Origin of the sequence: Micromonospora sp. WMMD710, from assembly GCF_029626045.1 — a bacterium.
Taxonomy (GTDB): Bacteria; Actinomycetota; Actinomycetes; order Mycobacteriales; family Micromonosporaceae; genus Micromonospora.
This window is the reverse complement of record NZ_JARUBD010000001.1, coordinates 3,369,593-3,393,872: the sequence shown is the minus strand read 5'-3', so window position 1 is coordinate 3,393,872 and position 24,280 is coordinate 3,369,593. Positions and strand designations below refer to the sequence as shown.

The following is a 24,280-nucleotide window of genomic DNA, read 5'->3' as shown; positions in this document are numbered from 1 at the left end:
GGGGTCGAGTCGACGGCCAGGCTACGCCGAGCCGGTGGCGGCCCGGTCCACGGTGGCCGCCGGATCGCCGCGCAGCACCTGATCCACGTCGAAGCGGATCGGGCGGTCAAGCTGGTCGTAGCGGCACGAGCGGGGATCGCGGTCCGGCCGCCACCGGACGAACTGGGCGGTGTGCCGGAACCGTTCGCCCTCCATCGCGTCGTAGCCGACCTCGACCACCAGCTCCGGGCGCACCGGCTCCCATTCCAGGTTCTTCGTGCCGGTCCACCGGCTGACCCCGCCCGGAATGCGCTGGCCGCGCTCGTGGTCGCCGTGCACCCACGGGTGCTCGCCGCCGGTGTCCCGGTAGGGGGCCAACTCGTCGAGCAACTCGGCGCGGCGGGCCATGCTGAACGACGCGCTCACTCCCACGTGGTGCAGCACCCCGGCGTCGTCGTACAGGCCGAGCAGCAGCGAGCCGACCACCGGACCGGACTTGTGCCAGCGGAAACCCGCGACCACGACGTCGGCGGTGCGGGCGTGCTTGACCTTGAACATCAGCCGCTTGCCCGGCTCGTACGGCAGATCGGCCGGCTTGACGATCAAGCCGTCCAGGCCGGCGCCCTCGAAGACGTCGAACCAGCGGCGCGCGGTCTCGGCATCGGTGGTGACCTGGGTGACGTGCACCGGCGGGCGCACCCCGGCCAGGGCCTCGACCAGACGCTCCCGGCGGCGGGGGTACGGCTGGTCGAGCAGCGCCTCGTCGCCGATGGCCAGCAGGTCGAACGCGACGAAGTCGGCCGGGGTGGTCTCGGCCAGCATCGTCACCCGGGACGCCGCCGGGTGGATGCGCTGGGCCAGCAGCTCGAAATCGAGCCGGGGCTGGCCGTCCGGGCCGTCCCGTCGGATCACGATCAACTCGCCGTCGACCGCGCACCGCTCCGGCAACTGCCGCAGCGCCTGCTCGACCACCTCGGGGAAGTATCGGGTCATCGACTTGCCGCCCCGGCTGGCCAGCTCGACCTCGTCGCCGTCGCGGAACACGATGCACCGGAACCCGTCCCACTTGGGCTCATAGGTCACCCCGGGCGTGGTGGGCAGCTTGGCGACGCTCTTGGCCAGCATCGGCTCGACCGGTGGGTTGATCGGCAGGTCCACGCCGACCAGTCAACCAGACGGCACCGACAGTCGTGAGGCAGATCACCGTGGGTGCGGGGGCGTCGTGTCCGCCCGCGTGCCGCTCGTCCCCGCCGGGCGAATCGAATAACCGCAGGTCAGAGCTACTTTCGCGAGGTGTCCGAGTGGGCTTGTGACTGCTGCGGGCGGTGGCGGGTGAGCGTCGAGCTGATCCGGGGCCGCTACCGCTACCGGCTGACCCGCCGTTACCCCGAGCGGTTCGGCGGTGGCCGCAACGTGCTCGGTGAGGTCGGTTCGGTGCCGGAGCTGGAGGAGCTGCTGCGTCGGCGTACCCCGCTCAGCCTGGCCGACCTGCACGAGGCCGCCTGACCCACGTCCACTCAGGAGCTTCGACGGCGGCGGTGTTGAACGCCGGTGTCACACTGCTCCCGGCGGCCTCGTCTGCACCCACGGCGGCGCCGTTCGGGGGCCACCACCACGGGGGAGGGGACACCATGCGGTTCGATGCCGATACCGAGATCGCCGCCGACGCCGAGCGGGTCTGGGCGGTGCTGGTCGACGTGGAGCGCTGGCCGGACTGGACGGCCTCGATGTCCCGGGCGGAGCGGGGCGAGTCGGGGCCGCTCGCCGTCGGCGCGACCGCACGCCTGACCCAGCCCAAGCTGCGGCCGGCGGTGTGGCGGGTCACCGAGCTGACCGAGGGCCGGACGTTCACCTGGGCCTCAGAGACCCCCGGCGTGCGGACCACGGCGGAGCACCGGCTGCTGCCGCTGCCCGATGGACGGACCCGCGTCGAGCTGGCGATGACCCAGTCCGGGCCGTTGGCCGGGCCGATCGGTTGGCTGTACGGCGAACTGTTCCGCCGCTACCTGCGGATGGAGGCCGACGGGCTCAGACGTCGGTGCGAGCAGGGCTGACCGCAGGCTTCTCCAGCACGGCCAACCGGATGCCGTTCGGGTCCGGCCGGTACGCCACGATCCGGTAGCCGTGCCGCTCGTACAGCCGCAGGTTCGGCGCGCTGTCCGCCCCCGTGAACAGGGTGAACCGGGCGGCCCGGCCGACGCAGGCCGCCTCGATCGCGGCGAGCAGCCGACCCCCGACGCCCCGCCCCTGCTGGTCCGGTGCGACCGAGAGGCGACCGACGCGCGCGGTGTCCCCGTCCAGTTCGGCCCGTACCGAGCCGACCAGACGGTGACCCAACCGAGCGGCGAGCACGATGGTCGGGCCGGCCAACGCCGCCACCACCTCGGCCAGCGTCTCGGTCAACGGCGGCAGGAACGGATCGGTGTAGTTCTGCGCCTCGGTCAGGTACGCGGCGCGCTGCACGGTGAGGATCTCGCCGGCGTCCGCGACACCGGCCGGGACGATGCTCGCCTCGACGCTCATCGAGGCAGCACACCACAGCCGCCCACCGCATCCGCGGGCGGGCCGTCCGCGCCGGCCGTACCCTGGCCGGTGTCCGCACGACGGCGAGGGGGAGCGGTGGCCGAGCTGACGTACCCGGAAGTGGGGTCGACCCGGCATGGTCCGCTGCCCGCCGGATACCACCACCTGCGCCACCGGTACCCGCTGCCGGCCGGCTGCTTCGAGACCGCGGCGGAGGCGCTGCTGAGCTGGCGGCTGCACCGCGCCGCCGGCGTCCGGATCCGCACCGATGCCCCGCGCGCCACCGCGGGGGTGCTGGTGGCGTCCGGCCTCGGTGTCGGCCCGGCCCGCGTCTGGGGGCCGTGCCGGGTGGTCTGGAGCGAGGATTCACCCGTGCTGGCCGGCTTCGGCTACGGCACCCTGCCCGGGCACCCGGAGCGGGGCGAGGAGGCGTTCGAGGTTGGCCGCGACGACGTCGGCGCGGTCTGGTTCGAGGTACGCGCGTTCAGCCGTCCGGACCGCTGGTTGACCCGCGCCGGAGGCCCGGCGGTCCGGGCCGTGCAGCACGGGTACGCGTGGTGGCTCGGTCGCACCCTGCGTCGGCTCTGCGCCGGCCGCTGACCGCGCCGCCCGGGTCAGAAGCGGGCGAACGAGCGGATCGGGGCGCGCGGGCCGTACTTCGGCGCCTGGATGCCGGCGGCGGCCAGCAGCAGGCACACCCGGCCCCGGTGACCCCGGAACGGCTCCAGCAGGGCCACCATCCGGGCGTCGTCGCCCCTCGGTTCGCCGGCGAGTGCCCAGGCCACCGTGTTCGGGATGTGATAGTCGCCGACGCTGACCGCGTCCGGATCCCCGTACGCGATCCGGACCACCTCGGCGGCCGTCCACGGGCCGATGCCGGGGATGGCGGTCAGCCGGCGGGTGGCCTCGGTGGCGTCGGCGCAGCGCTCCAGGCGGTCGGCGAGCGCCGCGGCGCGACGGAGCGTGTCGGCTCGCCGCTGCTCCACCCCGAACGGGTGGAACACCCAGTACGGGGTCGCGGCCACCGCCGCGGCCTCGGGCGGCAGCAGCAGCGGCTGAAGCGGGCCGGGTGCCGGCTCGCGGAAGTGCCGCACGGTCGCCGCGTACGCCCGGTAGGCCTCCTTGCCGGTGACCTTCTGCTCGAAGACCGCGCGCAGCAGTCGGGGGAAGACCTGCCCGGTGGCGGGCATCCGTAGCCCCCGGTGCTCCCGGGCCAGCCGGGCGACCAGCGGGTGCGCCGCGGCCAGCTCGGTGAAGCCGGTCAGGTCGTCGCGCAGCCCCGCGATCGCGTCGGCGCGGGCGAGGACGTGCTCGGCGCCGGGCCCGTAGCCCTCCGCGAGCACCTCGCCGCCGGCGGGCCGCAGCGCGAGCGTGGCCGGACCGTCCGGGGTGCGGCTGGCCCACCAGAACGTGCCGGCCGCCACCCGGGCACACGGGTCGTACGGGCTGAAGGTGAGCGCGCGGACCGACGCGGCCAGCCGGTAGCCGACCGGTGGGTGCAGCACCCTGGTCGCGGCGGGTCCGGTCTCGGTCACCCCGCCACTCTGCCACGGGCGGGGCGGGACGTCGGCACCACCGGTATGCCGACGTCCCGCGCACGACGGTGGCCGGCCGCGCCCTCCCCGGCTGCGACCGACCACCGCGTCCTGCTGGCTCAGTACGAGTAGCCCGAGCCTCCGGCGTTACTCGAGTCGCTGTCCGCCGGCGGGGCGACGGCCTTCGGGGTGCTGGTGGGCAGGCAGCTCAGGTTCTTCTTGCCGTCCGGCTGGACGACGAACCAGGTGCCGCCGACGGCCTGGCCCTTCCACTGGCCGGGCTTCTTGTCGCCGATGTAGCGGTACACCGGCCAGCCGCCGACGGTGAGCTGGCGGGTGCCGTCCTGCCGGGTCACGCTGCCGACCTTGTCGTCGGAGACGCCGGTGAGCTGCGGGTTGCCGTCGGTCAGCGCGGGGGGCCACACCTCGGCGCACTTGTCGACGCAGTTCGACGCCGGCGGGTCGGCGGTGTCCTTGTCGAAGCGGTACAGGATCCAGCCGTCCTGGTCGGTGACCACCTTGCCCATCCGGGCGACATTCTTGCCGATCAACTGCTCGGTCAGGTCGACGTTCGCGGGCGGCGCGTCGGCGGCCGGCGCCTCCGCGGATGCCGACGCCTCGGGTTCAGCCGTCGCGGTGGGTTCGGCCGCGGCGACGGCGACCGGCTCAGCCGCGCTCGAGTTCGCCCCGTCGTAACCCGCGGGAGCGCAGGCCGTTAGTGCGACCATCGCGCTCGCGACGATGACGGTCCGCTTCATCTGTGCCACGTGCCCTCCTCATACTTGGCAGTTCACCCATAGGTACGGAGAGCGGGCTGTCAAGGTTGAAGTAGTAACAGTGGTCAATTTCACTTCTATTGATTGAACCGATCGGGGTCGCCCTGCGTATGGCCCGACGCGCCCTCTTTGCCGCACCACAACAAATCGGCACCAGTCATTGTGACAATGACCGGTGCCGACGCGGCAGGCAACCCCTACAGAGGCACCGTGACCAGCGGACTCGCCACCCCGTTCGCGTCCACCGACTGCACCTGGATCTGCTTGATGTCGGTCGCCACCGCCGACGTCGAAGCGCTCAACTCAAGACCCTGCGGCCGGGTGTTCGTGCCGTAACCGTCCTCCGGCACCGACCACGTCGAAATCACCTCGGTCTCGGCGTTCTTCCGTACCACCACGAGGCGGCAGATGCGCGGGCCGGGCAACTTTCGCAGACTGAAATTGATCCGGGTGCCGTACTCCCGCTTCACCAGGAACATGGTCGTCTGCACGCCCGTGGTCGGGTCGGTCGCGTCGACCTGGTCACCCTCCTCCTCGGTGCCGCCCACACCCGGGCCGCTCGGCGGCGCCGTCGGCACGCTCGTCGGCGGGTCGTTGACCGCTGCGGTCGACGTCGGCTCGGCGATCACCCCCGGCGTGTCGTCGCCGGCCACGTTGACGAAGCCGTACCCGGTCAACCCGCCGAACACCACCACCGCCGCGGCGGTGGCGAGCAGCTGACGAAACCGGGTACGCCGGCGGTCGGCGCGGACCGCGCCCAGCGTCCGATCCAGCAGCGCCGGGTCCGTCGCGGTCTGCTCCAGCGCCATCATCGTCTCGCCGTCGATGTCGGAGAGCAGCCCCACCACCGGCACCATCGTCTCCAACTCGGCCGCGCACGCCCAGCACGCGGCGAGATGCTCCTCGAACCGCTCGGTGTCCTGCTCGTCGAGCACGCCGAGCGCGTACGCGGCGACGTCCATGTGCTCTGGCCGGCTCATTCTGTCACCCCCCGCTCCTGCAGAGCCGTGCGCAGCGCGCGCAGCGCGTAGTAGACCCGCGACTTCGCGGTGCCGAGAGGAAGCCCCAACTCCTCGGCGGCCTCGGGGACCGTCCGCCCCCGGAAGTACGTCGCCACCAGGATTTCCCGATGCGACTGACTCAGCGTACGCAGCGCGTCCGCCACCGTCATGGTGCGCAGCACCCGGTCGGTGCTGTCCGCCTCGGCGAACGCGGTCAGGTCCCGGTCGTACGTCTCCGGCGGCCGGGCCTCCTGACTGCGGTGCTCGTCGATGGCGATGCGGCGGGCCACCGTGACCAGCCACGGCCGCAACGACCCCTGCCCCTGCGCACCGAGGCGATGCGCGTTGCGCCAGGCCCGCAGCAGCGTCTCCTGCACGATGTCCTCCGCGCGCTGCCGGTCCCCCCCGGTGAGGCGCATGACGAACATCAGCAACGGACCGGCGTGCTCCGCGTAGAGCAGGCGGATCAACTGGTCGGAGTGGCTCGCCTCGGTTGACGTCGCCTGATGGCGCCCGGGCGCCGGTCGCGGCGTCACCGGACCATTCTGGCGAGCCGTCGCGCGGGCGTCGACCCCTCGGGCAGACGACGTCGGCCGCGACGACGACCGCGCGGACATCCAGTCAGCGCGTACCGCGTCGCCATGCCAACCGGCCGCCACCGCATGCATGCAGACCTCCGGGATGTCCGTGACCAACGCCGGCCCACGAGGTGGGCCGCCCGGTGGTACGCAGCGCCGCCCCGAGCGGATCAACGAACCGCGAAAAAAGTTCTGGCCGGCGGTCAGCGGCGCACGGAGAACAGGCCCGGCGGCGGCGGATCCGAGCCGGTGGCGTCCGCGTCACGCACCACCGCCGCGCCACCGGCGAACCGGTCCAGCTCGTCGCCGGCGACCACCCGCCCGGGAAACCAGTCGCCGGCGGCCCGCCGGGTCAACGCCGGCACCGGAGGCGTCGTACGCCCCGCGACCAGCACCAGGTTGCCGTACCGGCGGCCCCGCAGCACCGCCGCGTCCCCGACGAGACACGCCTGCGGCAGAACCGAACGGACCGTGGCGACCTGCCCGCGGGCGTGCCGCAGCGGCGGACCGTCGGCCAGGTTCGCCAGATACCAGCCCGCCGGGCGGAGCACCCGGGCCACCTCCGCCGCGTACTCCACCGACGTGAGGTGGGCCGGGGTGCGGGCACCGGCGAAGACGTCGGCGACCACCACGTCGTAGCTGGCGTCGCGGGTGGCGGCCAGCACGGTACGGGCGTCCTCGACCCGCACCCGCAGCCGCGGGTCCGCCGGCCAGGGCAGCGCCCGACGGACCAGCTCCACCAGCGCACCGTCCACCTCGGACACCCGCTGGGTGGAGCCGGGCCGGGTCGCCGACACGTACCTCGGCAGCGTCAACGCCCCGCCGCCGAGGTGCAGCACCCGCAACGGCTCACCGGCCGGTGCCACCAGGTCCACCGCCGCGGCCAGCCGCCGCACGTACTCGAATTCCAGATGGGTGGGATCGGTCAGGTCGACGTGCGACTGCGGCGCGCCGTCCAGCAGCAACGTCCACGAGCCGGCCCGGTCCGGTGACGGCACCAGCTCCGCCAAACCGGTGTCGACCTGCTCGACCACCCGGTCGCCCGCCCGCTTACGGCCCACGACGACCGGTGTCCGTGCTCAACGGGCCGCGGCGCGGGCGGCGGTGGTCAGCGCGCGATGCAGCAGCCGGGAGTCACCGAGCAGGGCACGCAGTCGGCGCTCCAGACCGGCGATCGGGATCAGATTCTGTGGCGCCCGCGGATCCTTGTACGGCGTCGACGCGAAGCGGGGCAGGGTGACCAGCGACAGGTCGGCCAACTCGATCGCCGACTCGACGGGCAGCTCCGCGGAACACTCCACCCGCACGATGCCCGCCCACGGCGCACCGACGGCCACCGGCAACCGCAGATACCACGACCAGCCACCCCAGGCCGTGCCCAGCCGGAACACCGGCGAACGCTCACCCGACGCCAGACCCGTGACGACGGCCGTCAACCGGGCGTCGAGATACTGGCTGTGCTGGGTCTTGATGTAGCCGAGCGTGCGGGGCAACTGCCGGCGACTGCGCAGCGGCCCGTCCACCACCAGCAGGTCACCGTCGACCCGCGCGGCGTCCGACACCGCCACCTCGAGGGCGGTCAGCGGGCCCTGCACGGCCGCCGGCAACTTCGCCAACTCGCCCGTCCCGCCCACCCGGTGCACCGGATAACGGACCGCACCCGCCACCACGTCCTGTGCCGACGGGCTCGCCGTGAACAACCCCCGAGCGACCCGGGTACCCGCCAACTGCGCGGCACCCCGCCCCAGGTCACAGCGCACCACCCCGGCCGCGTACGAGGCGGCCAGCCCGGGGAACGACCCACCGTCGGCCTCGGCCGTCCAGATGCTCGCGTCGATCCGGCGGACACCGTCGACCAGCAACACCACGTCGGGCGCCCGCACCCCGGGGCGTACCCCGATCGCCCGCCAGTCCACCGCGGGCAGCTCCACGTCCGCGTCGACCTGCGCACTGCTCGGCGCGGCCGGGCCGGCGGCGGACGCCTCGAACGACGCCCCGTACGCCGGATCCCACGAGTCGACGAAGAACGCGGCGTCACTCACCGGGCTGGCCCCTCGTTCGCGACTGCGGGGCTCCGCTGCGCTGCACTCCTCGCGCTCACCGGCCGGTCCGTTCGATCCGCGCCGACCGGGCGTCCTTGCGCACCTCGAAGCGGACCGGGATCCGTTCGGCCAGCGCGGACACGTGGGTGACCACACCGACCATCCGGTCACCGCGCGCGGCCAGGTTTTCCAGGGTGGCCGCCACCGTGTCCAGCGTGGCGGCGTCCAACGTGCCGAAACCCTCGTCCAGGACGATCGACTCCAGGCTCGCGGCCGTCGTCGACATGCCGGCCAGCTGTTCGGAAAGCGCCAGCGCCAACGCCAACGACGCCTGGAACGTCTCGCCACCAGAGAGGGTGCGCACCCCCCGCCGCAGCCCCGCGTCATGGTGGTCGACGACGAAGAACTCGCCCTTGTCGTGCACCAGCTCGTACTGCCCGGCAGAGAGCTCCCGCAGGATCCCCGACGCCCCGTCGACCAGCAGGTCCAGCGCCTCGGCCAGCAGCCACCGCTCGAAGTTGTTGGCCCGCAGGTGCCCGGCGAGCGCGCGGGCGACCTGCGCCTCGCGCTCATGACCGGCGCGCTGTTCGCGCAGCGTCCCGGCCTGCTCGCGGCGCTCCCGCAGCAGGCGCCGGTCCGCCTCGGCCCGCTCCACGGCCACCGTCGCGGCGTGCACGGGATCGTCGCCGACCGGCACGTCCGCCGCCGCGAAGATGCCCGCGATGTGCCGCTGCACCGTGTCGGCAGCCACCTCGGCCTCGGCGACGGCCGCCGCCCGAACCGCCCGGTCGGCACGGCGGCGCTCCGCCTCGGCCGCCGCCCAGCCGGTCAACGCCGACCACGCGGCGGCCACGTCGTCCCGGTCCGTCGCGGGTGGACCGAACCGGGCCAACCCGTCACGCGTGGTGTCGAAGCCCCGCCACGCCGCCCGCAGACGCTCCTCGGCGGCGTCCACACCGCCCCGGGCCCGACGGGCGGTGTCCCGGCCGGCGCGTACCGCCGCGGCCGCCTCCTCCAGGGCACGCCGCAGCCGGGCGTGCTCGGCCAACTCCCGACGCAGCACCGCCGGCTCGGCCGCACCCGAGAGCTGCCCAGCCAGCTCGGCCAGCCGGGCGTCCACCTGCTCCTGCCGGGCGCGGGCCTGCACCAGCAGCCGCTCCAGGTCCCGTGCCGCCGCGTCCCGCTGCTGCACCGCCGCCTGCGCGGCCTTGGTGGCGGCCCGCGCCGCCTTGCCGGCCGCCGTCGCCGCCGCCACCGCCGAATCCGCCGGCACCGCCGGCACCTCGGCCACCGGCTGCTCGCACACCGGGCAGGGCGCGCCCGGATGCAGGTGCGCCCGCAGGCTCACCGCCAGGTCGGTGGCCTTCGCCTCCTCGTGTGCCCGGAAGGCCGCCTCCAACTCGGCGTCGGCCCGCTCGGCGTCCGCGCGGGCGGCGGCCAGCGCGGCCACCGCCGTAACGTGCTCCTCGTCCGCCGCGCGCACCGCCGCGCGGACCGTCTCGGCCTCACCGGTCAGCCGGTCCCGATCGTCGTACGCCCGCAGCAGCAGCCGCAGCGCGCTCTCGTCCCCGGCGCCGGCCAGCTCGCCGCGCAGCTTCTCCTCCCGCTCCTCGGCCAGCGACACGCCGGTGGCCGCCGCCTCGGACTCGGCCCGTGCCGCCGTCACCGCGAGCGCCACCTCGGCCACCCCGCCCGGCGCCCGCACCCCGGCCAGCACCCCCAGCTCGTCGTCCAGGGCGGTCAGCGCCCCCGCGGCCTCCCGCGCCGCGGCCCGGGCCGCCGCCAGCTCCGGCACCGCCGCGGTCACCGCCGCGGCCAGCTCGGCCATCCGGTCGACCCGGGCGTCGGCCTCGGCCAACGCCTCGTCGTCCACGCCGGTCAGGCCGGCCAACACCTGGTCCACCGCCTCCAGGCGGGCCTCCGCCTGGGCCGCGCGTGCCGTCGCCCGTTTCTGCACGTCCTCGTAGACGCCCAGGCCGAGCAGGTTGACCAGGATCTGCTGCCGGGTCGCCGGCTTGGCGTGCAGGAAATCCGCGAACTGCCCCTGCGGCAGCACCACACAGCTGGTGAACTGCTCGTACGGCAGCCCCACCGCCTCCAGCACCGCCTGCTCCATCTCGGCGGGGGTGCCGGCCACCACCTCGCCGAGATCGTCCGGGCTCAGGCCGGTGTCCAGTTTGGTCACGTCGAAACCGGCCGGCATCAGCTGCAGCCCGGCGTTCGCGGTCTTCACGTTGCCCCGGCCGTCGCGACGGACCACCCGGGTCGCCACGTACCGGGCGCCACCGGACTCGAAGACCAGCCGCACCCGGGCCTCGGTCGCCGACGGCGCGAGCGCGTTCGCCAGCCCCCGCGTGCCACCCCAGCGGGGCACGGTGCCATAGAGGGCGAAACAGATGGCGTCCAACACGGTGGACTTACCCGAACCGGTCGGGCCGATCAGGGCGAAGAAGTCGGCGTCGGTGAAGTCCACGGTGGTCTCGTCCCGGAAGACCGTGAACCCGGCCATGTCCAACCGCATCGGACGCATCAGTGATCGACCTCCTCGAAGAGCTCGTCGAAGAGTTCTCGGACACCCTCGTCGGCGTGACCCCGGCTGTCCAGGTAGTCGGCGAACAACTCCCGCGGCGACCGCCCCGACCGCTGCGCGATGCGCGCGCCGCTGCCCGACGCGGCCAACAACTCCGGGTCGATCCGGATCTCCAGCGCCCGGGGGAGCAGCTCCTGGACCTCCTCGCGCAGGCCGGCACGGGGTTGCTCCCGCACGTACACCCGCAGCCAGGCGTCCGGCGCCTCGATCTCGGCGAGCTGGGCCAGGGTGCCCCGCACCGTCCGCAGCGCGCTCGCCGCGGTCACCGGCACCTCCCGCACCCGCGCCGCGGTGCTCGCCGTCACCTCGACCATCGTCACCGACGGGACGTTCTCCTGCTCGCCGAAGTCGACCGCGAGCGGGCTGCCGCTGTAGCGCACCGGGCAGGGGCCCTCGACGCGCTGCGCCCGGTGCAGGTGACCCAGCGCCACGTAGTGCGCGGTCGCCGGGAAGACGGTGGCCGGCACGGCGTAACCGAGCACCGTGTGCGCGTCACGCTCACCGCCGCCGGTGGCCGCGCCGGTCACCGTCAGGTGCGCGGTGACCAGGTGCACCCGGTCCGGTTCGGTGAAACCCTCGGTGAGTCGCCCCAACACCCGGCCCAGGTGGTCGGCGTACGTCTGGTTGGTCTCCGCGGCGGTCAGCTCGTACATCTCCAGCGCGCGCACCGCGTACCGCTGGGAGAGGAACGGCAGCGCGGCCAACCGCCACCGCTCGCCACCGGCGGTGGTGCCGTCGATCACGTGCTCGTCCGGGTTTTCCCGCACCCCGCCGCGCAGCGTGATGCCGGCGGCATCGGCCCACGGGCGCAGCGCGTCCAGAGCCGGGCCGTTGTCGTGGTTGCCACCGATCGCGACCACGTCCGCGCCGGTGCGGCGCAGCGCCGTCAACGCCCGGGTGACCAGCCGGGTCGCCTCCGAGGTGGGCGCGGCCGTGTCGTAGAGGTCACCGGCGACGATCACCAGATCCGGCTGCTCGGCACGGGCGATGTCGATCACCCCGGCCAGTACGGCCTTGTGCTCCTCGGCCCGGGACTGCCCCTTGAGCACCTTGCCCACGTGCCAGTCGGAGGTGTGCAGGATCTTCATGGCTGCGCTGCCCCCTAGAACGGGATGTCGTCGTCGGTGCCGCCGCCGGAGCCCACCACGGCGAACGGGTCGGCGGACTGGGTGATCGAGCGCAGCGTCTCCGAGGGTGCCCGGCCCGCCTCGGAGACCCGGGTCGCCCAGGCCGGGAACGGGAACTCCAGGCAGAGCGGCACCGGGATGTCCGGCTGGTTGACGAACATGGTGCCGGGCTTGGCGAGCAACGCCCGCTGCCGCTGGGCCGGCGGGAGGAAGCCGTACTCCGGGCGGGACGCCTCGGCGGGGTCGAGCCGGCCGACCACCCGGATCGCCGAGTTGGTGACGATGCGCCGCTCCACCTCGCTCGCCGTCTGCTGGGCGCCGATCAGGATCACACCGAGCGACCGGCCCCGCTCGGCGATGTCCAGCAGGACCTCCTTGATCGGCGAGGAGCCCTCTCGGGGGGCGTACTTGTTGAGCTCGTCGAGGACGACGAAGAGCAGCGGCTTGGCGGTGCCCGACTTCTCCTTGCGTTCGAACTCGCTCTTGAGCGTCACACCGACCACGAACCGCTGGGCGCGGTCCGGCAGGTTGTGCAGATCGACGACGGTGACCTGCGCGGACTCGCTGGTGTTGATCGAGTGCGGGCGGCGGGTGGCCAGGTCGCCCCGGATCAGCCGGGCGAGGTCCTTCTTGCTGCCGATCAACCGCCGGGCGAACGCGTTCACGGTGCCCAGACCGACCGCGCTGCCCGCCCAGTCGGAGCGGGTCTCGTCGTCGTTGAGCGCATCGACGATGTGGTCGACCAGGTCGCCGTACGAGCCGAGCCGCACTCCGTCGATGCTCACCCCGCCGTCCGCGGGCTGGGCGTAGCGGGCCAGGTGCGCGGTGACCGAGTGGACCACCATCGTGTACTGCTGGCGCTCGTCGTCGGCGTCGGCGAAGACGTACGGCAGCAGCCGGTCGGCGCAGAACTCGCTCAACGTCCAGTAGAAGGCGTCCACCCCGGTGAGTCGGCTGCTCACGTCGGGGGTGCCGGCCGCGTCACCGACCCGGGGCGGGGCGTACACCCGCACGTCGGGGAACGCGCCGGCGGTCAGCCCCAGCTTCGCGTACGCCGCCCGGGTGGGCTCGTCGAGGCGGGTGTTGGGGTGGTCGAGGAACAGCAGGTCCTCGCCCTTGACGTTGAAGATGAGCGCCTTGGCGTTGACCGCGTCGCCGCCCAGCACCCCGGAGCGGAACACCGAGTAGAGCAGGAAGGTGGCGAAGCTGGTCTTGGTGGCCACGCCGGAGATGCCGGAGATCGAGACGTGCGCGCCCCGACTGCCGTCGAGGAAGTCGGCGTTGAGGTAGACCGGCACCCCGTCGCGGCCCATGCCCATCGGGATGCGCCGTTCCATCCGGTCGAAGTGCAGCGCCCGCGCGCGGGCGTCGCCCTCGGCCCGGTGCACCACCGCTCCCGGGGTCGGCGGCACGTAGAACTCCGGGTCGACCCGGGTGGTGGTCACCTCGGCCGCCTCCTGCACCTGCGCGGGCAGCGTGCCGTCGGCGATGGCGAACACGTCGGAGTCGAACTGGGCGCCCTCGTGCCGGGCCCGCACCTGGGTGACCACCCCGGCGATCGTCACCGGCTCGCGGTCGGGCAGCTCCCGTCGGGTCACCACCACGTCGTCGAGCTGGAGGTAGCTGCCGGGTGCCACGGCCGTCCAGAACTGCAGCGGGGTGGCGTCGGCGGTGCCCAACACCCGGCCGACCGGCTCGCCGGGGCCCTCGGGGCCGGCGTCGGTCATCGGGCGGGTCCGGTCGGTCGGGCAGCACGGTCGGCACGCATGAGGTGCATCCTGCCCGAGGAGTACGACAGGTCGCCACGCGACGCGGCGGACGACACGATGCGCCGTCACACTCGCGACGCTTGGTGTCCGGCCGGGCGACTCCCCGTCACGGGCGGGCGTGGCGGAGCATGAGGACGCCGTCGTCGGCGGCGAGCACGTGCCGCAGCGGCAGGTGCCGGGGCGGTGTGGCGTCGCCGGCGGTGATCCGGCCCGGGCCCGGCCCCGCGAGCAGCGGCGAGACGGTCAGGCACAGCTCGTCCACCAGGTCGGCGGCGGTGAGCGCGCCGAACAGGTGTGGCCCGCCCTCGCAGAGCAGTTGGGTCAGCCCGCGACCGTGCAGCTCGGCGAGGCCGGCGGCCAGGTCGACCCGGTCACCGCCGCAGCGCAGCAGGTCGGCGACGTCGGTCAGGCCGGGTGGCGGGTCGGCGTCGGCGTGGGTCAGCACGATCGGGCGGACCGGCGCGTCGGCGAAGGCGGCCTGCGCCGGGTCCAGGTCGAGTGAGCCGGACACGACCACCAGCGTCGGGTACGCGGCCAGCCCGTGCGCCTGGCGCCAGGCCCGTCGGCGTTCGTCGAGCCGGACCGCCCGGTACCCCTCGTGGCGCAGCGTGCCGGCGGCCACCACCAGGGCGTCGCAGACCATCCGCAGCAGGCCGAACACCCGCTTGTCCGGCTCACCGGACAGCCCTGCGGAGTAGCCGTCCACGGTGACCGCGCCGTCCAGGCTGGCCACGAAGTTGACCCGCAGCCGGGGCTTTTCCGCGCGGCCGTAGAGGTCGGTCAGCGTGGCGTCGTCGAGTGGCTCGGTCGACGGCTCGGGCCAGAGCCGCCGGATCGGGATTCCGACGGTCATTCGCTGGCCGGACCGGTGACCGGAGGGGTCGGTCGGGCGGTACGGTGCTGGCAGTCGCACCAGTTCCGGCCCGGGCATTCGCCGTGCCGCCGGGCCCGGCACGCTCGGCAGATCATGCTGGCAGCCTAAGCCGCGGGAGGACAGGACAGCATGCCGCGTCAGATCTTCCAGCTGAAGATGTCCCTCGTCGGCGTCCGTCCGCCGGTGTGGCGTCGGGTGCTCGTGCCGGCCGGCTACACGTTGGACCGACTGCACCGGGTCGTGCAGCACGCGATGGGCTGGCGGGACTGCCACCTGCACTCGTTCGAGATCGACGCCGTCCAGTACGGCGAGCCCGACCCGGACGGGGAGCTGGCGCTGTCCGACGAGCTGGACGTGCGGCTGGACGCGGTGCTCGGCAAGGGCAGCCGGTTCTCCTACACCTACGACTTCGGCGACTGGTGGGAGCACGACCTGGTCGTCGAGGACGCGCTGACCGCGGACCCGGACGAGCGGTACCCGGTCTGCCTGGACGGTGAGCGGGCCTGCCCGCCGGAGGGTGTCGGCGGGCCGCCGGGCCACCGCGCGCTGCTGGTCGCGCTCGAGGATCCGGCCGCCGCCGATCCGCGGCTCGCCCTGGTGCGGGACTGGGCGGGTGTCAGCTACGACCCGTCGCGCTTCGACCCCGACCGGACGACCACGCTGCTGCGCCGCTTCTGCTGACCGCCGCGACCGGTCCCGACCGGGCGCGGTCGCCGCGGGCGTTCGTCCGAAACAGGGCGGTAACGATCTGGGAACGCTCCCAACAGTCTATTGACACCTTCGGGACGCCCCGGCAATCTCATGGGAGCGCTCCCGGGGGAGTGGCGGATATCTCCTCACAGCTCCCCCCGCGACGCCGCGGCCACCGGCCGGGTGACAGCAGGGCGCTGCAGCATCCCCCGCCACACGACACACCAAGCCTCACCACTTGAGAGGGGTCAGGATGAGCGTCACCTCACGTCGCCGCTTTGCGGCGATCGCGCTCGCGTCCGTCGCCGTGCTCGCCTCGGCAACCGCCTGCGGCGACGACTCGTCGTCCGGATCGGACGGCGGCAAGGTCACCCTGGTCGTCGACGTCTTCGGCGACCAGGGCTTCGGCTACGAAGATCTTTACAAGCAGTACCAGACGGAGCACCCGAACGTCACCATCCAGGAGCGCGGCAAGGGCCTGGGCCTGGGCGACTACAACACCCGGCTGACGCAGCAGATCACCGCCGGCGCCGGCGCCGGCGACGTCGTCGCCCTCGAAGAGGGCACGATCGTGCAGTTCTTCGCGCAGGCCGACAAGTTCGTCAACCTGGCCGACCACGGCGCCAACGACCTCAAGGGCAACTTCCTGCCCTGGAAGTGGGAAGGTGGCCTCACGCCGGACGGCAAGGTGCTCGGCCTCGGCACCGACGTCGGTGGCATGGCCGTCTGCTACCGCAGCGACCTTTTCAAGGCCGCCGGTCTGCCGACCGACCGCGAGCAGGTCGGCGCCCTCTGGCCGACGTGGGACGCCTTCATCGAGCAGGGCAAGAAGTTCGCCGCCGCCGACACGAAGCACAAGTTCGTCGACTCGGCCACCAACTTCTACAACATCGTGCTGATGCAGACGGCGGGCGCCGGCAGCGGCTACACCTACTTCGACAAGAGCAACAAGCTCGTCGTCGGCGAGAACCCGGACGTGCAGTCCGCGTTCCAGCAGACCACCAAGATGATCAGCGCGGGTCTGTCGAACAACCTGCGGAGCTTCTCCAACGAGTGGAACGCCGGCTTCAAGAACGGCAGCTTCGCCACCATCGGCTGCCCGGCGTGGATGACCGGTGTCATCAAGGGTCAGGCCGGCGACGCGGCGACCGGCAAGTGGGACGTCGCCAAGGCGCCGGGCGGCGCCGGCAACTGGGGCGGTTCCTGGCTGGCCGTGCCGAAGTCCAGCAAGCACCAGAAGGAAGCCGCCGAGCTGGCCAAGTACCTGACCAGTGCCAAGAGCCAGACCGAGGCGTTCAAGAAGGTCGGCAACCTGCCCTCGTCGCCGCAGGCCCTCAACGACCCGGCCGTGCTCGCCGCCACCAACGAGTACTTCAGCGGCGCTCCGATCGGCAAGATCTTCGCCGCCGGCGCGACCGAGCTGAAGCCGGTCTACCTCGGCCCGAAGAACCAGGCCGTCCGCGACGCGGTCGAGAACGCGCTGCGCAGCATCGAGCAGGGCAAGGCCGCCGACGCCGCCTGGCAGGACGCGGTGAAGAACGGCCAGGCCGCAGGCAAGTAACGGCTGTGGATGCGCTCACGGGTGGTGCCGGACTCCGGCACCACCCGTGAACCCGCGTCGGAACGCCCTGCCGCGGCGCCCACGACGGTGCCGCCGAGTGTGAAGGACCGCTCATGAGCTCCCTGAAGACCCCCGCGCCACCGGGTGCGTCGGACCGCCGGTCGCGCCCAGCCCCGCGGCACTCACCGGCGCGCCGCCGGCAGCTGAACCGGCTGGACCTGCGCTTCACCCCGTACGTCTTCGTCCTGCCCTTCTTCGTGCTCTTCGCGATCTTCGGCGTCTACCCGATCGTCTACACGTTCTGGATCGCGATGACCGACCGGTCACCGATGAACACGACGATCAGCTTCGTCGGCCTGGACAACTTCGTCGAGCTGTTCACCAACGATCCGCAGTTCTGGAACGCGGTGGTGAACACCTTCGGGATGTTCGCGCTCTCCACTATCCCGCAGCTGATCATCGCGCTGCTGCTGGCGAACGCGCTGAACCGGCGCATCCGCGGCCAGATGTTCTTCCGGCTGGCCATCGCGATGCCGATCATCACCTCGACCGCCGTGGTGGCGCTCATCTTCTCGATGATCTACGCCCGCGACTTCGGCCTGGTGAACTGGCTGCTCGACCTGGTCGGCCTCGGCCCGATCGACTGGCGGGCCAACCGATTCGCCTCCTGGTTCGCCATCGCCACCATGGTCGACTGGCGGTGGGTGGGCTACAACGCCCTGATCTACCTCGCGGCGATGCAGTCGATCAACAAGGACGTGTACGAAGCGGCCGCGCTCGACGGCGCGTCCCAGCGTCGGCAGTTCTGGTCGATCACCATCCCCCAGCTGCGTCCCACCATCATCTTCACGCTGATCATCTCGACCATCGGCGGTCTGCAGCTCTTCACCGAGCCGCTCATGTTCACCAGCGGCTCGGGCGCACTCTCCGGCGGCACGGAGGGGCAGTTCCAGACGATCACGATGTATCTGCTGGACGTGATGAACCAGCGGTTCCGGTGGGGGTACGCGGGCGCCGTCGCGCTGGTGCTCTTCCTGCTGATCGCGTCCGTCTCGTTCCTCAACTACCTGCTGGCCCGCCGAATCAGCTCCGACAAGTGAGGGTGGCGCACCCATGACCATGACCACTCTTCGACCGCCGGCGGCGCTGCCGCCGACCGGGCGTACCGGCCTCCGCCATCGGGCGGAGAAGCTCTGGACGGCCAGCCCGCTGACCTGGATCGGGCTCGTCTTCGGCGTGATCCTGTCGCTCTTCCCGTTCTACTGGATGATCGTCATCGCCTCGCGGACCAGCGACGCGGCCAACTCCTGGCCGCCGCCCTTCCTGCCGGGCGGCAAGCTGGGCGAGAACATCCAGCGGGTGCTCGACAACGGCGACGCGAACATCGTCAAGGGCCTGATGAACTCGTTCCTGGTGTCGGGCACGATCACGGTGGCGACCGTGTTCTTCGGCTCGCTCGCCGGGTTCGCGTTCGCGAAACTGCGCTTCCGCGGCAAGAACGCGCTGCTGTTGATCATCCTGGCCTCGATGATGATTCCCATCCAGCTCGGCGTGCTGCCGCTGTACATCCTGATGGCGAAGCTGGAATGGCTGAACACCATGCCGTCGGTGACCGTGCCGTTCCTGATCGGTGGATTCGGCATCTTCATGATGCGCCAGTACGCCGAACAGGCGGTGCCCAACGAGCTGATCGAGGCGGCCCGGGTCGACGGCTGCTCCACCTGGCGCGTCTACTGGCACGTGGTGGTGCCGGCGCTGCGCCCCGCGGCGGCCGTACTCGGGCTGCTCACCTTCATGGAGCAGTGGAACCAGTTCTTCTGGCCGTTCGTGGTGCTCGCCGACCCGGCCAATCCGACCGTGCAGATCTCGCTGCGCAGTCTGAACACCGCGTACTTCGCGGACAACTCGCAGATCTTCGCGGGTACGTTGATCGCCACCCTTCCCCTGTTCATCGTGTTCGTCCTGTTCGGCCGCCAGATCATTGGCGGGATCATGGAAGGTGCCGTCAAGTCGTGAGCAACCCCGCCAGCCCACCCGCCGTCGACGTCCTCGACGAGCGCCCCGGGCTGACCTTCCCACCCGGCTTCCTCTGGGGCGCCGCGACCGCGGCTTACCAGATCGAGGGGGCGGCGGCCGAGGGTGGCCGCACCCCGTCGATCTGGGACACCTTCAGCCACACCGAGGGCCGGGTGGTCAACGGACACACCGGCGACGTGGCCTGCGACCACTACCACCGGGTCGGTGACGACGTCGCGCTGATGGCCGAGCTGGGCCTGAAGTCGTACCGTTTCTCGGTCTCCTGGCCCCGGGTGCAGCCCGGCGGCACCGGCCCGGCCAACCAGCGCGGCCTCGACTTCTACCGGCGGCTGGTCGACAACCTGCTGGCCAACGGCATCGAGCCGTGGCTGACCCTCTACCACTGGGACCTGCCGCAGCCGCTGGAGGACGCCGGTGGCTGGCCGGCCCGCGACACCGCGGCGCGTTTCGCCGACTACACGACGCTGGTGGCCGACGCGCTCGGCGACCGGGTGCGCTACTGGACCACGCTCAACGAGCCGTGGTGCTCGGCGTTCCTCGGCTACGGCTCCGGCGTGCACGCGCCCGGCCGCACCGACGGCGCGGACGCGGTCCGGGCCGGGCACCACCTGATGCTCGGTCACGGCCTGGCCGTGCAGGCGTTGCGGGCCACCCGGCCGGACGCCGAGGTGGGTGTGACGGTCAACCTCTACCCGGTGGACCCGGCCAGCGACGCTCCGGCGGACGTGGACGCGGCCCGGCGGATCGACGGGTTGGCCAACCGGTTCTTCCTCGACCCGCTGCTGCGCGGGTCGTACCCGCAGGACCTGGTGACCGACCTGCGCGCGGTGACCGACTTCGGCCACGTGCAGGACGGCGACCTGGCGACCATCGCCACGCCGCTGGACATGGTCGGCGTCAACTACTACAGCCGGCACGTCGTATCCGCCGCGACCGAGGCCGACCCGGGCCCCTCATGCTGGCCGGGCAGCGAGGACGTCCGGTTCGTCACCCGGGGTGTCCCGGTCACCGACATGGGCTGGGAGATCGACGCCCCCGGCCTGCTGGAGACCCTGCGGCGCGTGCACGACGACTACACCGACCTGCCGTTGTACGTCACCGAGAACGGATCCGCGTTCGTCGACACGGTGGTCGACGGGCAGGTCGACGACGTCGACCGGTTGGCCTACTTCGACGCCCACCTGCGCGCCTCCCACGAGGCGATCAACGCGGGGGTGCCCCTGCGGGGATACTTCGCCTGGTCGTTGATGGATAATTTCGAGTGGGCCTGGGGTTACACGAAGCGGTTCGGCATGATCCATGTCGACTACGACAGCCAGGTCCGCATTCCCAAGTCCAGCGCCAGGTGGTACGCCTCGGTGATCCGACGCAACGGTCTGGCCGCACAATAGGCTCGGGCCAGCCATCAGGGCGGTCCTGGTGTCCACCCCCCGCTGGTGGCACCGGGTCCGCCCGCCGTCGGAGGAGCAGACGATGACAACGCAGCGCACCCGGTCGCTCGGGCGCCCGACCCTCGACGCGGTCGCGGCGCGCGCCGGCGTCGGCCGGGGCACGGTCTCCCGCGTCGTCAACGGCTCGCCCCAGGTCAGCCCGGAGGCCCGGGCCGCCGTCCAGCAGGCGATCGCCGAGCTGGGGTACGTGCCGAACCGGGCGGCCCGTGCGCTGGTCACCCAGCGGACCGACTCCGTGGCGCTGGTGGTGTCCGAATCCGGCGAGCGGGTCTTCACCGAGCCGTTCTTCGCCGCCATCGTGCGGGGGATCAGCTCCGGTCTGCTGGAGACGCCGATGCAGCTCTGGCTGGCCATGGCCCAGTCGCCGGTGGAGCGGGAGCGCGTCGAGCACCACCTCACCAACCAGCACGTCGACGGCGTACTGCTGCTGTCGCTGCACGACTCGGACCCGCTGCCGACCCTGCTGGAGGAACGCGGCCTGCCCGCGGTGCTCGGCGGCCGGCCGGCCCGGATGCTGCAACCCGGCGCCCAGCCGGCCTGGTTCGTCGACGTGGACAACGTTGGCGGGGCCCGGCAGGCCGTGGAGTACCTGGCCGGGCGGGGGCGGCGCCGGATCGCCACCATCGCCGGCCCGCAGGACATGGGCGCCGGCCTGGCCCGGTTGGCCGGCTACACCGAGGCCGTCAAGGCCACCGGGGCCGGCGTCAACCCCGACCTGATCGCGTACGGCGACTTCAGCGAGGGCAGCGGCGCGAACGCCATGCGCCGGCTGCTGGACGCCTGCCCGGACCTCGACGCCGTCTTCGTCGCGTCCGACCTGATGGCGTTCGGTGCGCTGCGCTCCCTGCGTGAGGCCGGTCGGCGGGTGCCCGAGGACGTCGCGGTGATCGGCTTCGACGACGCGCCGATCGCCCGGCAGGCCGACCCGCCGTTGACCACGGTCTTTCAGCCGGTGGAGGAGATGGGCCGGCAGATGGCCCGCCTCCTGGTGGCCCGGATCCGCGGCGAGGACCTCCCCGCCCCCCACATCCTCCTGGACACCCAACTAGTCCACCGAGCCTCCGCCTAACCCCCCACCCCACCCACACCCCCCACCCCTCACCCCCCATCCCCCCACCCCCCACCCCTCGCCCTGACCCGTGTCGATCATGGGTTTGACGGGGGCATTCCGGGGCATTCCGTCTCGCCAACCTCATGATCGACGCGGGGGTGCGGGCAAGATCGCGCTCGATCCTGGATCGAGTGGCCTCCCGTCGACCCGACACCACTACATCCAGGATCGAGCGTGATCTTGAAGGTCGGGGGCAGGAGTGCGGCGCGGGGTGGGGGCGTGTGGGTGGGGGCGTGCGGGCCGGGTGGGGGTGGGGGTGGGGTCAGGCCGGGGGTGGGGTCCAGCGGCGGAGTTCTCGCTTGGCGAGTGAGTTGCGGTGGACCTCGTCGGGGCCGTCGGCGAGGCGCAGGGTGCGGGTCTGCGCCCAGAGGGCGGCGAGTGGAGTGTCCTGGCTGACGCCCGCGCCGCCGTACCCCTGGATGGCCTTGTCGATCACCCACTCCGCCATCGCCGGCGTGCCGATCTTGATGGCCTGGATCTCGGTGTGCGCGCCCTTGTTGCCGACGGTGTCCATCAGCCACGCCGTCTTGAGCACCAGCAACCGGGCCTGCTCGATGCGCACCCGGGACTCGGCGATCCACTCCCGGACCACGCCCTGCTCGGCGAGCGGCCGGCCGAACGCGATCCGGCCGAGCGCCCGCTTGCAGAGCAGTTCCAATGCCCGCTCAGCCATTCCGATTAATCGCATGCAGTGGTGGATGCGGCCCGGACCCAGCCGGGCCTGGGCGATGGCGAACCCGCCGCCCTCGGCGCCGATCAGGTTCTCCGCCGGCACCCGCACGTCGGTGAAGTCGATCTCGGCGTGCCCGCCGTGCGACCCGTCGGTGTAGCCGAAGACGGTCATGCCCCGACGGACGTTCACCCCCGGGGTGTCGCGGGGGACCAGGACCATGCTCTGCTGGCGGTGCCGGTCGGCGGCCGGGTCGGTCTTACCCATCACGATGAAGATCTCGCAGCGCGGGTCCATCGCGCCGGACGACCACCACTTGCGCCCGTTGATGACGTACTCGTCGCCGTCGCGGGTGATGCTGGTGGCGATGTTGGTGGCGTCGGAGGAGGCCACGTCCGGTTCGGTCATGCAGAACGCGGAGCGGATCTCGCCCTCCAGCAGCGGCAGGAGCCAGCGCTCCCGCTGCGCGTCCGACCCGAACTCGGCCAGCAGCTCCACGTTGCCGGTGTCCGGTGCCGCGCAGTTGACGGCCTCCGGCGCCAGGTGCGGGCTGCGCCCGGTCAACTCGGCGAGCGGGGCGTACTGCAGGTTGGTGAGGCCGGCGCCGTAGCGCGGGTCGGGCAGGAAGAGGTTCCACAGGCCGCGCTTGCGGGCCTCCGCCTTCAGCTCGGCCAGCACCGGGGTACGCGACCACGGGTCGCCGGCGGCGACCTGCTCGGCGTGCACCGGCTCGGCCGGGTAGACGTGCTCGGTCAGGAACCGGGTCAGCTCGTCGCGCAGCTCCTCGGTCCGGGTGTCGTACGCGAAGTCCATCACCGCTCCCTGGCGGCGGTCAGACCGTGCGCGACCAGCGGTGCCACCATGTCGCCGATCCGGTCGAAGCCCGCACCGAGGGTCTGCCCCAGGGTGTGGCGGTAGTGGATGCCCTCGCAGATGACCGCGAGCTTGAAACAGCCGAGCGCCACGTGCCAGTGCAGCGGCCCGACGTCGACGTCGCTGCGCCCGGCGTACCAATCGATCAGCTCGGTGCCGGTGGGGAAGCCGGCGCGCGGGCCGAGACCGTCGGCGACCGGGTTGCCGGCGGCCGTCTCGCTGCCACCCAGCACGTCCCAGTACGTCAGGAGCAGCCCCAGATCGGCGAGGGGGTCGCCGAGGGTGGCCATCTCCCAGTCGAGCACCGCGTGCACGGCCACCGGGTCGGCCGAGGCGAGGAGGTTGTCGAGCCGGTAGTCGCCGTGCACGATCCGGCCGGCGTTCGCCCCCTCCGGCGCGGTCGCGGCGAGCAGGTCGCGCAGCTCGTCGATGCCGGGCAGCGGGCGGCTGCGGGAGCGGTCGAGCTGCCCGGCCCAGCGGCGTACCTGCCGGGCGAGGTAGCCCTCGGGGCGGCCGAAGTCGCTCAGCCCGACCGCCGCCGGGTCGACGGTGTGCAGGGCGGCGAGAGTGTCCATCATCGCCAGGGCGAGGGCCCGGCGACGCTCGTCGCCCAGCGGGTCGGTCTGCGCGCGGGTGCGGAAGACCTCCCCGGGTACGCGTTGCATCAGGTAGAACGGGGCGCCGATCACCTCCGGGTCGGCGCAGAGCAGCAGCGCGTCCGGAACCGGCACCTCGGTCGGCGCCAGGGCCGAGATGACCCGGAACTCGCGGGCCATGTCGTGCGCGGTCGCCAGGACGTGCCCCAGCGGTGGCCGGCGCAGCACGACCTCCCGGTCGCCGAGACGCAGCAGGTAGGTGAGGTTGGACTTGCCGCCGGCGATCAGCTCGGCCCGCAGCGGCCCGGCGGCCAGCTCGGGCCGGTGCTGCGCCAGATAGCCGGCGAGCCGATCGAGGTCGAGCCCGGCGGGGGAGGCCGGAACCGCGTCCGGCCGGAGCGCGTCGACGGCCGGATCGGTCATCCGACTAGTTGATGGCAGCTCGCTCACGTTGTCAAGGTCAGATTTTCCCCTCGGGACATGCCTCTGCAACAGGG

General features: G+C 72.5%; 23 protein-coding genes. 9 read left to right on the top strand and 14 right to left on the bottom strand.

Annotation, left to right across the window (positions count from 1 at the left end):
• Window positions 1-21 precede the first annotated feature (21 nt).
• Window positions 22-1,137, bottom strand: coding sequence for an ATP-dependent DNA ligase (locus tag O7620_RS15580; RefSeq protein WP_278123590.1), 1,116 nt, complete (start codon window positions 1,135-1,137; stop codon window positions 22-24).
• A gap of 135 nt (window positions 1,138-1,272) precedes the next feature.
• On the opposite strand from O7620_RS15580, the gene O7620_RS15575 reads away from it, so the two are divergent.
• A complete protein-coding gene (locus O7620_RS15575) occupies window positions 1,273-1,485 on the top strand; it encodes a hypothetical protein (RefSeq protein ID WP_278123589.1) in 213 nt (70 codons plus the stop codon).
• A gap of 125 nt (window positions 1,486-1,610) precedes the next feature.
• Window positions 1,611-2,033 carry an SRPBCC family protein gene (locus O7620_RS15570; protein WP_278123588.1) on the top strand — a complete coding sequence of 141 codons (423 nt, stop codon included), beginning with the start codon at window positions 1,611-1,613 and terminating at the stop codon, window positions 2,031-2,033.
• On the opposite strand, the gene O7620_RS15565 is transcribed toward O7620_RS15570, so the two are convergent.
• A complete protein-coding gene (locus O7620_RS15565; RefSeq protein ID WP_278123587.1) occupies window positions 2,008-2,502 on the bottom strand; it encodes a GNAT family N-acetyltransferase in 495 nt (164 codons plus the stop codon). The genes O7620_RS15570 and O7620_RS15565 overlap by 26 nt on opposite strands.
• A gap of 96 nt (window positions 2,503-2,598) precedes the next feature.
• Here O7620_RS15565 and O7620_RS15560 point away from each other — a divergent pair, with 96 nt between their 5' ends.
• On the top strand, window positions 2,599-3,102 hold the full coding sequence (locus O7620_RS15560; protein WP_278123586.1) for a DUF1990 domain-containing protein: 504 nt from the start codon (window positions 2,599-2,601) through the stop codon (window positions 3,100-3,102).
• 14 nt (window positions 3,103-3,116) lie between these two features.
• Here the strand turns inward: O7620_RS15560 and O7620_RS15555 are convergent, their stop codons facing one another.
• From O7620_RS15555 to O7620_RS15510, 10 genes are all read right to left on the bottom strand, one after another.
• A complete protein-coding gene (locus O7620_RS15555; RefSeq protein ID WP_278123585.1) occupies window positions 3,117-4,037 on the bottom strand; it encodes a DNA-3-methyladenine glycosylase 2 family protein in 921 nt (306 codons plus the stop codon).
• Window positions 4,038-4,156: 119 nt separating this feature from the next.
• Entirely contained in the window at window positions 4,157-4,804 is a 648-nt protein-coding gene (locus tag O7620_RS15550; protein WP_278123584.1) for a hypothetical protein, read from the bottom strand.
• A gap of 206 nt (window positions 4,805-5,010) precedes the next feature.
• Window positions 5,011-5,793 (bottom strand): zf-HC2 domain-containing protein, encoded by a 783-nt coding sequence (locus tag O7620_RS15545; protein WP_278123583.1) that lies wholly within the window; start codon window positions 5,791-5,793, stop codon window positions 5,011-5,013.
• On the bottom strand, window positions 5,790-6,482 hold the full coding sequence (locus tag O7620_RS15540; RefSeq protein WP_139582135.1) for a sigma-70 family RNA polymerase sigma factor: 693 nt from the start codon (window positions 6,480-6,482) through the stop codon (window positions 5,790-5,792). The genes O7620_RS15545 and O7620_RS15540 overlap by 4 nt, the downstream gene beginning before the upstream one ends.
• Window positions 6,483-6,595: 113 nt before the next feature.
• Entirely contained in the window at window positions 6,596-7,453 is an 858-nt protein-coding gene (locus O7620_RS15535) for a fused MFS/spermidine synthase (RefSeq protein WP_278123582.1), read from the bottom strand.
• Between the two features lie 18 nt (window positions 7,454-7,471).
• Entirely contained in the window at window positions 7,472-8,434 is a 963-nt protein-coding gene (locus O7620_RS15530; protein ID WP_278123581.1) for a hypothetical protein, read from the bottom strand.
• Between the two features lie 55 nt (window positions 8,435-8,489).
• On the bottom strand, window positions 8,490-10,964 hold the full coding sequence (locus O7620_RS15525; RefSeq protein WP_278123580.1) for an SMC family ATPase: 2,475 nt from the start codon (window positions 10,962-10,964) through the stop codon (window positions 8,490-8,492).
• On the bottom strand, window positions 10,964-12,112 hold the full coding sequence (locus tag O7620_RS15520) for an exonuclease SbcCD subunit D (protein WP_151492217.1): 1,149 nt from the start codon (window positions 12,110-12,112) through the stop codon (window positions 10,964-10,966). Before O7620_RS15520 ends, O7620_RS15525 begins: the two co-directional genes overlap by 1 nt.
• Window positions 12,113-12,126: 14 nt before the next feature.
• Window positions 12,127-13,878: an ATP-binding protein gene (locus tag O7620_RS15515; RefSeq protein WP_278123579.1), complete on the bottom strand. Its 1,752-nt coding sequence runs from the start codon at window positions 13,876-13,878 to the stop codon at window positions 12,127-12,129.
• A gap of 148 nt (window positions 13,879-14,026) precedes the next feature.
• Window positions 14,027-14,773 (bottom strand): pyrimidine reductase family protein, encoded by a 747-nt coding sequence (locus tag O7620_RS15510; protein WP_278123578.1) that lies wholly within the window; start codon window positions 14,771-14,773, stop codon window positions 14,027-14,029.
• A 150-nt stretch (window positions 14,774-14,923) separates the two neighbouring features.
• On the opposite strand from O7620_RS15510, the gene O7620_RS15505 reads away from it, so the two are divergent.
• The 6 genes from O7620_RS15505 to O7620_RS15480 all read left to right on the top strand — a co-directional run bounded on the left by O7620_RS15505 (window position 14,924) and on the right by O7620_RS15480 (window position 21,602).
• Window positions 14,924-15,475 carry a plasmid pRiA4b ORF-3 family protein gene (locus O7620_RS15505; protein WP_151492220.1) on the top strand — a complete coding sequence of 184 codons (552 nt, stop codon included), beginning with the start codon at window positions 14,924-14,926 and terminating at the stop codon, window positions 15,473-15,475.
• Window positions 15,476-15,737: 262 nt separating this feature from the next.
• A complete protein-coding gene (locus O7620_RS15500; protein WP_151492221.1) occupies window positions 15,738-17,045 on the top strand; it encodes an extracellular solute-binding protein in 1,308 nt (435 codons plus the stop codon).
• A 113-nt stretch (window positions 17,046-17,158) separates the two neighbouring features.
• Window positions 17,159-18,145 (top strand): sugar ABC transporter permease, encoded by a 987-nt coding sequence (locus O7620_RS15495; RefSeq protein WP_151492222.1) that lies wholly within the window; start codon window positions 17,159-17,161, stop codon window positions 18,143-18,145.
• A gap of 19 nt (window positions 18,146-18,164) precedes the next feature.
• Complete coding sequence (locus tag O7620_RS15490; RefSeq protein WP_278127023.1) at window positions 18,165-19,061, top strand: carbohydrate ABC transporter permease; 897 nt, start codon at window positions 18,165-18,167, stop codon at window positions 19,059-19,061.
• Window positions 19,058-20,473, top strand: a complete 1,416-nt coding sequence (locus tag O7620_RS15485; protein WP_151492223.1) for a GH1 family beta-glucosidase — start codon at window positions 19,058-19,060, stop codon at window positions 20,471-20,473. The genes O7620_RS15490 and O7620_RS15485 overlap by 4 nt, the downstream gene beginning before the upstream one ends.
• A gap of 82 nt (window positions 20,474-20,555) precedes the next feature.
• Entirely contained in the window at window positions 20,556-21,602 is a 1,047-nt protein-coding gene (locus tag O7620_RS15480) for a LacI family DNA-binding transcriptional regulator (RefSeq protein ID WP_278123577.1), read from the top strand.
• A 304-nt stretch (window positions 21,603-21,906) separates the two neighbouring features.
• Here the strand turns inward: O7620_RS15480 and O7620_RS15475 are convergent, their stop codons facing one another.
• Entirely contained in the window at window positions 21,907-23,127 is a 1,221-nt protein-coding gene (locus O7620_RS15475) for an acyl-CoA dehydrogenase family protein (RefSeq protein WP_278123576.1), read from the bottom strand.
• On the bottom strand, window positions 23,127-24,206 hold the full coding sequence (locus tag O7620_RS15470) for a phosphotransferase family protein (RefSeq protein ID WP_278123575.1): 1,080 nt from the start codon (window positions 24,204-24,206) through the stop codon (window positions 23,127-23,129). Before O7620_RS15470 ends, O7620_RS15475 begins: the two co-directional genes overlap by 1 nt.
• Between the last annotated feature and the right edge of the window lie 74 nt (window positions 24,207-24,280).

What these genes read in the sequence shown, in the direction of transcription:
- O7620_RS15490 (WP_278127023.1), top strand. Translation starts at nt 18,165, where the DNA reads ATGACCACTCTTCGACCGCCGGCGGCGCTGCCGCCGACCGGGCGTACC.
- O7620_RS15515 (WP_278123579.1), bottom strand. Translation starts at nt 13,878, where the DNA reads ATGACCGACGCCGGCCCCGAGGGCCCCGGCGAGCCGGTCGGCCGGGTG.
- O7620_RS15495 (WP_151492222.1), top strand. Translation starts at nt 17,159, where the DNA reads ATGAGCTCCCTGAAGACCCCCGCGCCACCGGGTGCGTCGGACCGCCGG.
- O7620_RS15510 (WP_278123578.1), bottom strand. Translation starts at nt 14,773, where the DNA reads ATGACCGTCGGAATCCCGATCCGGCGGCTCTGGCCCGAGCCGTCGACC.
- O7620_RS15570 (WP_278123588.1), top strand. Translation starts at nt 1,611, where the DNA reads ATGCGGTTCGATGCCGATACCGAGATCGCCGCCGACGCCGAGCGGGTC.
- O7620_RS15475 (WP_278123576.1), bottom strand. Translation starts at nt 23,127, where the DNA reads ATGGACTTCGCGTACGACACCCGGACCGAGGAGCTGCGCGACGAGCTG.
- O7620_RS15525 (WP_278123580.1), bottom strand. Translation starts at nt 10,964, where the DNA reads ATGCGTCCGATGCGGTTGGACATGGCCGGGTTCACGGTCTTCCGGGAC.
- O7620_RS15545 (WP_278123583.1), bottom strand. Translation starts at nt 5,793, where the DNA reads ATGAGCCGGCCAGAGCACATGGACGTCGCCGCGTACGCGCTCGGCGTG.
- O7620_RS15470 (WP_278123575.1), bottom strand. Translation starts at nt 24,206, where the DNA reads ATGACCGATCCGGCCGTCGACGCGCTCCGGCCGGACGCGGTTCCGGCC.
- O7620_RS15505 (WP_151492220.1), top strand. Translation starts at nt 14,924, where the DNA reads ATGCCGCGTCAGATCTTCCAGCTGAAGATGTCCCTCGTCGGCGTCCGT.
- O7620_RS15500 (WP_151492221.1), top strand. Translation starts at nt 15,738, where the DNA reads ATGAGCGTCACCTCACGTCGCCGCTTTGCGGCGATCGCGCTCGCGTCC.
- O7620_RS15480 (WP_278123577.1), top strand. Translation starts at nt 20,556, where the DNA reads ATGACAACGCAGCGCACCCGGTCGCTCGGGCGCCCGACCCTCGACGCG.
- O7620_RS15540 (WP_139582135.1), bottom strand. Translation starts at nt 6,482, where the DNA reads ATGCATGCGGTGGCGGCCGGTTGGCATGGCGACGCGGTACGCGCTGAC.
- O7620_RS15520 (WP_151492217.1), bottom strand. Translation starts at nt 12,112, where the DNA reads ATGAAGATCCTGCACACCTCCGACTGGCACGTGGGCAAGGTGCTCAAG.
- O7620_RS15565 (WP_278123587.1), bottom strand. Translation starts at nt 2,502, where the DNA reads ATGAGCGTCGAGGCGAGCATCGTCCCGGCCGGTGTCGCGGACGCCGGC.